Source organism: Proteiniphilum sp. UBA1028, from assembly GCF_002316955.1.
Classification (GTDB): Bacteria; Bacteroidota; Bacteroidia; order Bacteroidales; family Dysgonomonadaceae; genus Proteiniphilum.
In genome coordinates, this window is the sequence record NZ_DCEN01000051.1 from 3,808 (window position 1) to 16,517 (window position 12,710).

Annotated in this window: 13 protein-coding genes; all 13 read right to left on the minus strand. The window is 53.8% G+C overall.

The annotated features are described in order from the left end of the window. The coding region (gene gldM / locus B3Z75_RS09485; protein ID WP_294070761.1) for a gliding motility protein GldM at nucleotides 1-1,430 on the minus strand (1,430 nt) is incomplete at its 3' end. 13 nt (nucleotides 1,431-1,443) lie between these two features. Next, the gene (gene gldL, locus B3Z75_RS09490) at nucleotides 1,444-2,160 is read right to left on the minus strand and encodes a gliding motility protein GldL (RefSeq protein WP_294070764.1); all 717 of its coding nucleotides are present in this window, start codon (nucleotides 2,158-2,160) and stop codon (nucleotides 1,444-1,446) included. 30 nt (nucleotides 2,161-2,190) lie between these two features. Next, nucleotides 2,191-3,603, minus strand: coding sequence for an SUMF1/EgtB/PvdO family nonheme iron enzyme (locus tag B3Z75_RS09495; protein ID WP_294070767.1), 1,413 nt, complete (start codon nucleotides 3,601-3,603; stop codon nucleotides 2,191-2,193). A gap of 80 nt (nucleotides 3,604-3,683) precedes the next feature. Further along, a complete protein-coding gene (locus B3Z75_RS09500) occupies nucleotides 3,684-4,661 on the minus strand; it encodes a PorP/SprF family type IX secretion system membrane protein (protein WP_294070770.1) in 978 nt (325 codons plus the stop codon). 133 nt (nucleotides 4,662-4,794) lie between these two features. Then, the gene (locus B3Z75_RS09505; RefSeq protein WP_294070773.1) at nucleotides 4,795-5,892 is read right to left on the minus strand and encodes a VOC family protein; all 1,098 of its coding nucleotides are present in this window, start codon (nucleotides 5,890-5,892) and stop codon (nucleotides 4,795-4,797) included. A gap of 49 nt (nucleotides 5,893-5,941) precedes the next feature. Then, the gene (locus B3Z75_RS09510; protein ID WP_294070776.1) at nucleotides 5,942-6,760 is read right to left on the minus strand and encodes an SDR family NAD(P)-dependent oxidoreductase; all 819 of its coding nucleotides are present in this window, start codon (nucleotides 6,758-6,760) and stop codon (nucleotides 5,942-5,944) included. Between the two features lie 50 nt (nucleotides 6,761-6,810). Next, complete coding sequence (locus B3Z75_RS09515; RefSeq protein WP_294070779.1) at nucleotides 6,811-8,139, minus strand: threonine synthase; 1,329 nt, start codon at nucleotides 8,137-8,139, stop codon at nucleotides 6,811-6,813. A gap of 12 nt (nucleotides 8,140-8,151) precedes the next feature. Further along, on the minus strand, nucleotides 8,152-9,414 hold the full coding sequence (locus tag B3Z75_RS09520) for an aminotransferase class I/II-fold pyridoxal phosphate-dependent enzyme (protein WP_294070782.1): 1,263 nt from the start codon (nucleotides 9,412-9,414) through the stop codon (nucleotides 8,152-8,154). 117 nt (nucleotides 9,415-9,531) lie between these two features. Beyond that, nucleotides 9,532-9,780, minus strand: a complete 249-nt coding sequence (locus B3Z75_RS09525) for a hypothetical protein (RefSeq protein ID WP_294070785.1) — start codon at nucleotides 9,778-9,780, stop codon at nucleotides 9,532-9,534. Nucleotides 9,781-9,859: 79 nt separating this feature from the next. Then, nucleotides 9,860-10,561 carry a CDP-diacylglycerol--serine O-phosphatidyltransferase gene (gene pssA / locus B3Z75_RS09530; protein WP_294070788.1) on the minus strand — a complete coding sequence of 234 codons (702 nt, stop codon included), beginning with the start codon at nucleotides 10,559-10,561 and terminating at the stop codon, nucleotides 9,860-9,862. Between the two features lie 5 nt (nucleotides 10,562-10,566). Beyond that, nucleotides 10,567-11,250, minus strand: a complete 684-nt coding sequence (locus B3Z75_RS09535; protein ID WP_294070791.1) for a phosphatidylserine decarboxylase family protein — start codon at nucleotides 11,248-11,250, stop codon at nucleotides 10,567-10,569. Then, the gene (locus tag B3Z75_RS09540) at nucleotides 11,250-11,864 is read right to left on the minus strand and encodes a CvpA family protein (protein WP_294070793.1); all 615 of its coding nucleotides are present in this window, start codon (nucleotides 11,862-11,864) and stop codon (nucleotides 11,250-11,252) included. Before B3Z75_RS09540 ends, B3Z75_RS09535 begins: the two co-directional genes overlap by 1 nt. Beyond that, complete coding sequence (murI, locus tag B3Z75_RS09545; protein ID WP_294070796.1) at nucleotides 11,861-12,709, minus strand: glutamate racemase; 849 nt, start codon at nucleotides 12,707-12,709, stop codon at nucleotides 11,861-11,863. The genes B3Z75_RS09540 and murI overlap by 4 nt, the downstream gene beginning before the upstream one ends. Between the last annotated feature and the right edge of the window lies 1 nt (nucleotide 12,710).

The window sequence follows — 12,710 nt, forward strand, 5'->3', positions numbered from 1 at the left end:
CTCTCCGAGAAGCGGTTGCCATCGGATACCTCGGGGATGGCGTTGCCCATGGAATCGAAGAGGACGGTGCGGAAGCTTTTCACTTGAAAGGGCACGTGGAGGATGCCATCGTCGATGGCTGCCTTGAGGCCGTCGCTCTGCAGCAGTGCTGCCTTGGGGATGCTGCCTCCCTTGCGTATGACCGGGTTGCCTCCGGCATCGCGGTACTCGATATAGGGGGTGGGGTCGGGGAGGGTGCGTACGCGGAAGGTGTGGGTGGCCACCCTGCGGGCTTCTCCATCAGCGGTGCGGGCTGAGACGGTGATCACGGCCTCTGTGCCGGCTTTTGTGGGACGGGCTACCCAGAGGTTGCCGCGTCTACTGAGGGTGCCGTGGGCCATCACGGCGCTCACCTCCTGCGGGGCGACACCGGGCACGGAAATGCTTATTTCGTTGTCGATGCCTGCATAGAGTACGTTCATCAGCGTGGGGGCGACGGTGGCCATGGGCTCAATTACGGTATAGCTGCTGCGGAAGTCGTGGCGTGTGACGGTGCCGTCGCTGCCGGTCAGTTCCACATGCCCTTCTACCGGGAAGGTGCCGCTGTGGGGTGCGGGTAGCGTGAAGGAGCCGTCGTTACCGACTTCAAGGGGCTGTCCCTGCACTACGATATGGGGATGCCGGGTGGTGTCTTCCGCAGCCAGGACCACACGGGCGTGGTAGCTGCTGCCCTGGAGGACTGTCTCCGATTGGGGAATGAGCCAGGCATTGAGCCGGTTGAGGCGGTAGTCGCCGGCGTCAATGCCCTGAAGGAGGGATGACAGCGCTTCTCCTTCGGAGAGGCGGATGTCGTTTTCGATCTTGGTGAGCAGGGTGATGGCGGCAGCGAGCGGCATCTGCTCAAACAGGGACGATTCCCAGTTCCGGCCACCGGGTGCTGCCTCGGTGGAGAGGTAGCGGGCAATCAGGGTGCTGCGCGAGGGATCTTCCACCCACGTCATGAGTTGCTCCCGGTAGGTGTCGATGGCGCTTCGCAGCTTCTTTCCTTCACCCCGCAGGGGGGAGAGCATCACCACCGCGGCGGCCTCGAGGTCGTCTTTATGTCGGATGTGGTGGATATTGCCTCGCTTTCCGTCCGCTTCTTGCACCATCTGTTGTTTCAGGTTGTTGATATACTGCGTGAGGGAGTCGCTCATTCTGCGTACTTGCGTCCCTTTGTTGTACCATTCGCCCGCCTTCTCCGGGTTGGTGTGGTGGTAGGCAGCAAGTTCCTCCATGATTTGTTTGTTTCGTTCTTCCATGGTCAGTGAGGAATGGCCGAGCCGTTCATCCACCACCCCGAAGCCGTCGAGTACCTCTACCGAGACGTTGAGGGCCAGCATCGCAATGAAGACGAGGTACATCAGGTTGATCATCTTCTGTCGGGGGGAGTTGGGACTGTTTACTGCCATGTGTGGAAATGAATTAGGGTTGAGAGGCTGTGCTATTGCCGCCTCTGTGTACGGTCATGGCCTGCAGCATGCGGGCATAGGCTTCGTTCAGCTCGTGCAGCTGTGCTGCCATCCGTTCGGTCTCGCGGCCGATTACGGTGCCGTCGGGCAAGGTGTCGCTGTAGGTGGTCTTCAGTCGTTGCAGTCCCCGGTTGATTTGCTCGATGGTGTCGATCTGTCCGCTGATTCCTTTCAGTTGTAGTTCATAAAGTGAATTGAGGCCGGAAAGGGTGCGGTTCAAACTCTCCATTTGTTTGGTGTACTCTTCGGTGTGGTTGGCGAGATGGGTGGAAATTGCGGGTATTGTATCTGAGTGGGGTTGCTGGGACTGATTTCCGGTATGCATATCTTGTACCCGGGTGACCTGGGACGAGGTGGATGGAGGTGCAAGGGCATCGGTCCCGAAATCAGGCTGCTCCTCGGGGTTCGGTGAGGTGAGTGCCGGAAACACCTGCTCCCAGGGATAGTCGCGCACGGGGGTGTCGAAGGCGGAGATGATAAACACACATACCTCGGTCATCATCCCGATAAAGAGCATCTCGTTGCCAAAGGGAAAGTGTAGCAGCTTGAACATGGCGCCCAGGATCACGATGGCCGCGCCAAAGCTGTATGCAAAATTGATGAAACGTTTCCCTCGTTCGGTCTGCAGGTATCGTTCCAGTCGGTTTTTATATCTGTGGTATGCATTCATAGGATTGCTGTTTTGTTGCTGTTTGTGCTTTTACTTCCCGGTACCCACCTGGGTGCGTACGCAGCGGAACCCGATCCAGGAGCGCCCCTTGTGCTGCAGCTCCGAGTCACGGATGTCGGAACGGATGAAGGTGGCGTTGTCTTTCCAGGAGCCTCCCTTCACCACCTTGCGTTTCAGGATGCCGGGATCGTCTGCCTGTGCGTTGTAGCGATACTCCGGGTTGAGGTCGTTCATCAGCTCGAGGCCGGAGCTGCTGTAGGCGGTGGAGGTCCACTCGGCCACGTTGCCCGCCATGTCGTAGAGTCCGAACTGGTTGGGCTTGAAGCTGCGTACCCGAGCCGGGATGAGGTGGTTGTCCGCCGCATAGGCTCCCTCGCCGGGGTTGAAGTTAGCCTGGTAGCAGTCGGGGGCACTTTTTCCGTCGCCTGTTTCCCAGGGGTAGCGACTGTCGCTGTTGGCGTTGCGTGCTGCCAGTTCCCACTCTGCCTCGGTGGGCAGTCGGTATTTTTCAATTTGTACTCCTTCTCTGTTGATGCTCCGGCGCAGGAACATTGTTCGCCACTCGCAGAAGGCGGTGGCTTGCTCCCAGGTGACTCCCACCACAGGATGGTGTGCGTAGGCGGGGTGGGAGAAGTAGTTGCGCATGTAGACTTCGTTGTTGGCGTTGGGGAAGTCGTTGACCCAGGTGGTGGTGTCGGGGTAGATATTGACGATGCGGGTGTGGACGAAGTCGTAGAGGCTACTCAGGGGGCGGGTGATGGTCTCGTTGACGATTTGTCCGTTGAAGGCGACATAGGCGGTATCTTTGGAGATCATCACTGTTTCTGCATCACTGTTCCCACTTCCGGTAGCTGTCGCCTGCACCTTGTTGAGCTGTCGTTGCCGGCGGGCTGCCTCTGCCGCATCGAACCACTCGTAGCGAAAGTTGAGTTGCGCGGCGTCGAGCATTCTCTGTCCCGTGATGGGGTGGGTGACGTAGAGGCTGTTGATGGCTGCCTCCTCCTCTTCGGTGTTGCGGCTCCAGGGGATGGGGATGGACCAGTTGAGGTGCGGTGTGACAGGATCGCCGTATTCATTTTCGGTAATCTTGTAAAAGTCGTCGCCCGCATAGCGCGGGTCGGCAATCCGTTCGCGGATGATGGAGTCGCGCACCCAGTAGACAAACTGCTTGTACTGTGAGTTGGTGATTTCCGTTTCGTCCATCCAGAAATTGTCGACCGAGATACCTCTTGTGGGGATGGTGATGCCCCAGAGCGAGTCGATGTTGCCGGGACCCATGGTGATGGAGCCGCGCGTGACGAGCACCATGTTGTAGGGTGTGGGTTCGTCCCACACCTTTCCTACCGGAACCCCGGTCAACTCACCGCCTATGCTGCCGATGCCGGGCCGGCCGCAGGAGATCACCAGCATCATCAGTGTAAGGAAAAGGAAATATTTCTTCATATGTTGGTTGTCAGTTTTCCGTAATTACCATACAATTTGTTCTTAGCGGTTCGTTTCTGTTTTTCTGAACCTTCTTAATTTCACAATAGCCGGATACTCTTTTGCGGCTGCACCTTCGGTCTGAAATAATCCAACGGCAGATCATAGCGGAGGTAGAGTTCGTGGCTGCCTTTACTTTCACTACCCGGGCCGGTGGTATGTTTGTTGTATGCATATCCCATTTCCAGATCCTGAAAGGTGGTACTGCCAAAAACAACATATCCTTCGCCGGGAGACCAGGTAAAGCCGCCCGAGAATTTGTGGCCGTATTCCAGGCGCAGCGTTGCATGCGCCTCCGTCCCGCTGAGACTGGACTGCATCCATACCATCGGTTGTATGATTAACGGAGCAAACAACGAAATATTGTATCCGGCCATGAAATGATAAGAGCGGGGAATTGAGGAACGGGCAGAGTCGGTCTGAAGGTCGATCGCCGGCAGGGAGTCGTTGTAGGCATAGAATCCGGGTTGGGTCAGATGCAGTACCGACAGGCCTGCGAAAGCATGGGGGCTGCTCCAGGCAATGCCGGCATTCAGATCCGGCAGCTGTCTGTCCACGGGATTTACCTGCAGCATGCCGCGCTGGTAAGGTCCTGCACCGGGAGTATATGTCAGGCTGCCTGCATCAAATTTCAATCTCCGGATGCCGGCCTGTATCCCGATCTGCAGCGCTCCCTTCCCAATCTCCCGGCGATAGCTGTATTGGCCGCCCAGCAAATCATTGCGCAGGGATCTCATTTGTTCGAAACTGACGACAATCCCGGTGCCGTGTCGCCGTCGCAGAAACTCCACCGGCATATCGGCAGTCAGCACCCCCCTTTTGGGGGCATTTTCTATGCCTGCCCACTGATGCCGGTAGAGTACTGCGCTCCGTATCTGTTCCGTTTCGCCGGCAAAGGCAGGGTTATAAAAAGCCTTCACCGCCCAGTAGTGACTGAACGGTGCATCCCATTGTGCCTGCATTATGGAGGTGCAGGACAGCATAAACAACAAAAAACAGTGCAACCGTCGTTTTCTCATTATCTGTATAACGGGAAAATGAGCGAATAATTGTATTAATTAAGGGGTAATGCGTGAAAATTGGTTTGCCCTCTGTGTCGAGTAAAGCAAAAAGGCACACCGCGGAGGAAGCAGGGTTTCTGCCTTTTGGCGGTTATTGCAAACGCTCCGGTTTGACCCGCATCAGGCTCAGTGCCTTCAGCATCCAGCGGGGGAGCGGCTTTTCGGGATCCCTGTTTTGCAGGTTGATGCTCAGCCCCAGCTTTTTCACCAGCGGCACCTTGTGGGTCTCCACGAACTCGATCAGCGTGCCGTCCGGATCTTCGATGTAGGCGAACTGGCCCGCTGCATCGCCCATGTCAAATGAGCTTCCTTCTCTGAATTTCTGTGTGGTGTCCACCGTGAAGGGGTATCCCAGCGCTGCACAGTGTTTGCCAAGGGCCTCCATGTTGCGGATGTCGAAGCAGACCTGGATAAAGCCAGGATCTCCCCAGAAGCGACCTTCGTAAATCTTTCGCGGGGTGCGGTTCAGCGCCTGCACCAATTCGATGCGGGAAGGACCGAACAGCTCGCTGAAGCTTCCTTTTCTCGGTCGGGAGTGGCCCAGCAGACGTCGGCGGAAGCGTCCCGTTCCCCCGGGCAGTGCCTCATAATCGGGAAAAACACCGGTTTCGTCGGCCAGGACTGTGTCGTACCCCAAAATATCTTTGTAAACCGTCATCGCCCTCTCAATATCGGTGACGCCGATGGTGACGCCCGCCACGCCGCCGGTGAGCTGACCTTCGTCCTTGAAGAGATAGTCGTCCTGTACCACCTGGAACAGGTTTCCGTAGGGGTCTTTCAGGTAAAAAGTCTGCCCGCCGCCGATGTTGTCGTTCAGATCGCCGGCAAGTCTTGCTTTGGGGTTCCGGGAGAAGGCATTGAATGCATGCGCCACATTCCTGCTTTTGATCTTACAGACCAACACTCCCAGGTCGCCCATCTTCAGTTCGTAGGAGAGAGGTTGCGGTTTCCGTTCGGCGTACTGCCACACCTCAAAACCGCCGCCGCCCTGCATGTTGACCGCAATGGCGGCATGCCGCCGCTGTGGCTTTCCGCCGGTGTAGGGCAGCATCAGCTCCGCCACCTTGTTGTCCTCCAGGATGCGGATGTCCATCTGGAACAGTTCAATGTAGTACTTCCAGGCTTCGTAGAGATTTTCAACTCCGATGCCTACCTGCTGGATGCCGGCAATATTATAGTCTTGTGCCATTTGTTGAGAGATTGATTAAGTGTGAATCCGGTTGAGTGGAATAACCTGTTCAGGTAGCGTTGATTTGCCGTACCAGCCTTCGCGAGAGGCTAGGAATAAACCGTTTGATGTACACCATCAGCAACTCGGGACCGCCCACCAGTACTTCCGGCTTCTGTTGTTTGATTGCTTTCACAATCTTCCGGGCTGCCTTCTCTGCCGTTATTCCCTTTTGCTGCCCTTCGTCCATCCGCCCGTGTTTTGTGCCGTCCGCCTCCAGTGCGTTGAAGGAGATCTGCGTACGCACCCTGCCGGGGCAGACCATCACCACACGGATATTTTCATCGTAATATTCGGCATGTACGGTCTCGAAAAAGCCGTAGAGGGCAAATTTAGAGGAGGCGTATGCCGAGCGCAGCGGAAAGCCAAAGCGGCCGGCGATGCTGCTGGTGACGGCAATTGTTCCGCCGCCCTTCTCTATCATTTTCGGGAGTAACCTCTTGGTGATCCTGACTGGTGCGAAGAAGTTCACATCCATGATTTTTCGGTCTACCTGAAAGTCGGTTTCCAACGTTTTGCCGCGCTGACTGATGCCGGCATTGAGGAAGGCGATGTCGATCCTGCCGAAGAGTGCCACGGCATTGTCCGTTAGCGTATCAATGTGTGTCGGGTCGGAGAGGTCGTAAGGCAATATCTCGCACCGGGCTCCCAGACGGATGCACTCCTGTTGTACCTCCGTCAGCCTGTCGGCCCGGGTGGCGGTAAGAATCAGGTTGACCTTTTCCGGCGATTTTGCCCACAGGTAGGCGCACGCTTCGCCAATACCCGACGAGGCGCCCGTAATCCATATGGTTTTGTTGTTCAACATTTCGTCTTTCGTTTTCAGCATTCCGTTTGAAAATTTCCTGAATCCTGTGTCTCGACTCTTGAGTGTTTTGCTTAATTTTCCAAAACTTCCTTCCAGAGTTGCGCCCGGAAGTCGTCCATGGAGTGCGGTTCACATTCGTCCACATGGCTCACGTTGCGAGAGGTATAGATCATCTGTTCCAGAAAGGCCGGTGCACGGTTGGGCCCTTCGCCCAGGTTGATCAGTACGGTCTCCCCGCTCTTGATCAGGTTCTTCCGCAAGGCAACGAAAAATCCTGCCATGCCTACTGCCGAGGCGGGACCGGGAATCACCTTCTGTTCGTACGCCATCAGCTTGCCAAGAGAAAGTAGTTTCTCCTCCCGCATACGCAAGAAGGCGCCGCCGGAATTTTTTACCAGCCTGGCGATGAGGGGATAGCTGGCCGGATTGCCGGTAGCCAGCGTAGGCACTTCCGTCTGTGGGTTGTCGATTATCGGGTAATCCTGCTCGTAGCCCTCCGGGAAGCCAGCCGCTTCTGCCTTCTCCCATGCCTGTACCATGGGGTCGCACTTGTCGGTCTGCACCAGCAGAAAGCGGGGGTTCTTCAGTTCAGGATATATATGTCTGATCTCCCGGATTCCTTTGTCGATGGCAATGGGACCCGTGCCACCACTCACTGCCTGGATGTAGACATCGGGAAATTTATCCATCTGCCGGAGCCACTCGAAGACCATGGTCTTCTTGGCTTCCACACGGATGGGATCAATGTTGCCTGTGGACATCGGAATATGGTGAATTTGGGCATAGCCGGCGGCGATCTCCTTCGCTCTGGCATAATCCCCCATCACCCGGAAGACCTGCTGACCGTATGAACTGATGGTGGCTTCTGAGGTCCTGATGGCATCTTCCGGCATGAAGACGGAACAGTTCACTTTCGCCATGGAGAGGTATCTGGCATAGGCTGTAGCCGAGTTGCCCGTCGAGGCGATGCAGTACTGACTGATCCCTATCTCGTTGAAAAGGCTCGCCGCCATGGAGGCAGCAACATCCTTAAAAGTGCCCGTGCCGCCATTCAGGTCGTTGCGGTAGACATGCACCCTGATGTTGAGGTCAAACTCCTTTCTGGCAAACTCTTCCAGAAAGGTCCATCGCTCCACCGGCACAGCTCCTTCTCCCCGGGAGATGATGTGCCTTCGGCGCAGCAGGGGGAGAAAGGGAAAATAGTGCCAGAAACTGTCCGGTTTCCGTTTAATGATGCGCGGCAACCGCTGGTATCGTCGGTTGTACCAGACCTCGGAATGTTTGCTGCCGCACTTCGGGCATTGCTGGTGCTGATCGAACCAGGTCCAGAAGTTGGGTGTCACATAACCACACCGGGTACAGGTCAGGTGGTATTTGTGCTGTATTTTGACACGTAGCATTTTTTTATTTTGTTACTCGATCGACATCGATTGCATTTCCTCTGCTTTGTATTTTCCGGCTTCGAGGTTCACCTTGATCTTTTTGAATACTTCGATGGTTTCATCCACCTCCTTCTGCGTGTGGGCAGCAGTGGGGATGAGCCTGAGCATCAGCACATCCCTGGGCACGACCGGGTAGGCTACGATGGAGCAGAAGATACCGTGGTTTTCGCGCAGATCGACCACCACGTTGGTTCCCTCGGCTACGTTTCCTTTCACGTAGACCGGTGTGACGGGTGACTCTGTATGGCCGATGTTGAACCCTTCGGCTATCAGGCCCGACTGAAGCGATTTGGCTATTTTCCAGAGGTTTTCCCGGTGTTGCGGCTGCGTCTGCAGCAGCTCAAGGCGTTTTAAAGCACCGATGACCATGGGCATGGGCAGTGACTTGGCAAAAATCTGCGAGCGCATGTTGTACTTTAGCGAATCCACAATTGCCTTCTCGGAGGCTACAAAAGCACCGATGCCGGCCATCGACTTGGCAAAAGTGGCAAAGTAGATGTCTACCTCGTCCATCAGTCCGAAATGCTCGCTGGCACCTGCACCGGTTTCACCCATTGTGCCGAAGCCGTGAGCATCGTCGATCATGATCCGGAAATCGTACTTTTCCCTTAGCTTCACGATACCCGGGAGATTGCCCAGGCTGCCCGACATGCCGAAAACACCTTCGGTAATGACCAGGATGCCGCCGCCGTTTTCTTCCGCTTTGCGGGTGGCAAAACCGAGCATCTTCTCGCATTTCTCCATATCGTTGTGTGCATAGACGAAGCTTTTCCCTCCCTTTGCCTTGTGCAGGAAGATACCGTCCATGATGCAGGCGTGTGCTTCGGAATCGTAGACGATGACGTCGTTGCGGGATACGAGGGAGTCGAGGATGGATACCATTCCCTGATAACCGTAGTTTAGCAGGTAGGCTGCTTCTTTCTTCTCAAAACGTGCCAGTTTCTCTTCCAGCTCCTTGTGGTATTTTGTCTGGCCCGACATCATGCGGGCACCCATTGGGTAAGCCATGCCCCAGTCGGCTGCGGCTTTGGCATCGGCTTCACGCACCTCGGGATGGTTGGCCAGCCCCAGGTAATTGTTTAAACTCCAGGTAATCACCTCCTTGCCGTGGAACCTCATCCGCGGCCCAATTTCTCCCTCAAGTTCGGGAAACATAAAATAACCTTCCGCTTTTTGGCGGTACTGTTCCAGCGGCCCATTGACGCTTTTAAGCCTTTCGAAAATATCTGTCATAGTCTTTTGTGTAATTTTCTTATATGATTTTGATTAAATTTTCTCTACAAAAAGGAAGACTGCCATTTGCATGCAAAGGTGGCTATTCTTGAAGCGAACGTTGTTATTGTCCGGCTGTTACTCCTTTCCTGTGTGGCTTTTTATTTCCACAAAATCTACATCTTCCGCCTCGCTCTTCTCGAATGTCTTTTTCTGATATTCAATGATTCGTTCTTCCTGCGTTTCGGGTTGTTTGGGTTGTGATGCACGTTGCTGCGGACGTGGAGGAGACTGATTACTTCTCTTCCCAAAAAGAAAGCCGACAAATGCTTTCAAGAGCAGATACGCCGCCACAAAGAAAAAGAGAAATTTGAGTAGAAATCCCATATGCTGTATAGTATATAATGTTTGATTGTTTCGTAAAGATACGATGAATCGGCTGATCCACAGAGGAGCTTTGGTTTATTTAACGATTTGCGGGGTGTGGAATAGCGGAGAGTACAATGTAGGCAAGTATGCCCAGGGAAATACCGCTTATGCCCAATAATAAGACAAAAGTGATCATGAGCGCCGCTAAAAGCCATTGTCGTTCACAGCCCCTCCAGGTTATCTTTTTTATTTTCAGCGAGAACATCGGCAGCTCCGATATCATCAGCCAGGAGAGCACTGCGATAAGCAGGATGATGAGCGGAAAAATATAGGAATTACGGGCAGCCATGTCCGAGATGCCTGCACATAAGCTTACCCAGAAGAGGCCGTTGGCCGGTGTGGGCAACCCCCTGAAAGAGGTGGTTTGCCGTTCGTCAACATTGAACTTAGCCAGGCGCAATGCAGAGAACAACGGAATCATAAAAGCCAGGTAAGGAACGAATTCGGAGAGCGGACCGGTCAAAGCGGAAAAGAGCGCATAATCCCGTAGTAATATAAATACAGCCGCAGCCGGAGCAACGCCGAAGCTGACTACGTCGGCCAGCGAGTCCAGCTCCTTTCCAATATCTGAATATGCGTTCAGCCAACGGGCAAAAACGCCGTCGAGAAAATCAAACAGCGCAGCAACGGCCACCCAGGCTGCTACAGCGGTGAAATTTCCTTTAAAAGCCATCGTTATTGCGATGCATCCCGAAAACAGGTTCGCCAGTGTGATGATATTGGGTATATGTTTCCTCATGTCTGTCATTGATTTTGTTTGGTCAGGCGTGCCAGAAAGGTAACGTTTGCACGCACTTCCTCGCCCATATCCACCAGAATATCGCTGTCCGGTGGCAGGAAAATATCCATTCTGGAGCCCAGTTTGATAAATCCGAGCGGAGAGCCGATATGGATCACTTCTCCTTCCTGCACATAGGTGATGATGCGACGTGCCATGGCACCGGCAATTTGTTTGGTAAGGATCACCCCGTGCTCGGGAGTTTCAATTACAATGTTGGTGTGTTCGTTTTCGTTGCTCGATTTGGGAAGGTAGGCAGCATGGAAGTTTCCATCTATGTGGGAGAAATGTACTATCTTTCCCGTCACGGGCACCCAGTTGGAGTGGGCGTTGAAAAGCGACATGAAGATGGAGATTTTTATTCGTTCGTCGTGCAGAAACTCTTTTTCAATCACCTTCTCGATGGCAACGATCCGTCCGTCGGTAGGGGCATTTACCAGACCGTGCAAATCACCTTTGTAGGTGCGTTCGGGCTTTCTGTAAAAGTTGAGCGTCATGGCAAACAGGAGCAGCGACAGTCCGAAAACAATGGCCGTGAAGATCGTATCGGGCAGGAAGATGAAGGTAACAAGATTGATGAGCAGGAGCGCAATAAATATTCTTGTCAGCGGCGTTTTGCCCTCTTTGTGTATTTGAAATATTTTTCCCATTAATTGATGTTGAAGTGGCGCTGTTGATAAACTGAGTCAATCCGGTTGCTGTCTGGCAACGACTGGTAGATGCTGTCGGCTTTTCTCTCAAGTTCCTCCCTGTATTTCCGGGGAATATAGTCTTCCCATAATTCTTTGTCCATATAGGGTACAATAGCCGGTACGACAGCTTCCACACGTTTAAAAAAGAAGGATTCTTCCCTGATGTTTTTTTTGATGATCGTCTCATTTTTATCGAGCATCAGCACCAGGTTTAGAAGGATGCTAAGAAACAACATCATGGTGCCAACTGCAATCACGCTCCCGAGTAGCCGGTTGATAAAGCTGAGAAAGACCACATCGATGAATTTCTGGATAAGCTTGCCAATCAACGAAAGTACGATCGCAATGAGGGCAAAGGCCAGTACGAAAGATAGTACCCTTGCCGCATTGGGAGACATTTCCATCAGACGGTTGATCTCCGGGAGAATCTTTTCTGCCAGTTGGCCTCCAAAGATGGCAGCCAGCACAATGGTGGCCAGTCCCACAAGCTGCATGATCAACCCTTTGCGATAGCCGTTGATAAAGGCAATCAGCAACAGGATGCCGGTAAGTATATCAAACCAGTTCGTCATAGGGGTATTAAGTTCGTTTTTTCGGCATCAACCCGTTCGTTCAGAAAGAGCGATGCCTGTTGTTTGAATTTTTCGGGCGATTCGGTTGTGAAATAGCGGATAGTACCCTTTTTTGTGCATCTCTCCTCCATCCCGGGATGGCGGTAGAGGTAATCTTTCAGGCTTTCCGCCACGTATTTCCCCTGGGAAACCACCTTCACGTGAGGGGGGAGGAACTGACGGATCTTGGGCAGCAGCAATGGATAGTGCGTACAGCCCAGTATGAGGGTGTCTATCAGCGCATCCTTAGCAAAAAGGCGGTCGATGTGTTGTTTTACAAAGTAATCGGCACCCGGCTTATCGAACTCCCTATTTTCCACAAGCGGCACCCACATGGGACATGCTTCGCCGGTAACCGTGAGCTGAGGATGTAGCTTTTCCACCTCTATCTCATAGGAGCCCGACTGGATGGTTCCCTCTGTTCCCAGTACACCGATGTGGTTTGTGCGAGAGAGTCCCGCAAGACTTTCTGCGGTGGGACGAATAACGCCGAGCACTCTATTGCTGGGATTCATCGTTGGTAGATTGACTTGCTGGATGGTCCGTAACGCCTTTGCTGAAGCGGTGTTGCATGCAAGAATGACGAGCGGGCAGCCGTGCGAGAAGAACCATGCTACCGCTTCGAGGGTAAATTCATATACACTTTCGAAGGAACGGCTGCCGTAAGGAGCACGGGCATTGTCGCCCAGATAGATATAGTCATACTCCGGCATCAGCGACCTGATCCCGGATAAAACGGTGAGTCCCCCGTACCCGGAATCGAAAATGCCGATTGCACCTGCACCTGAGGTATGCTGTTCCTTCACC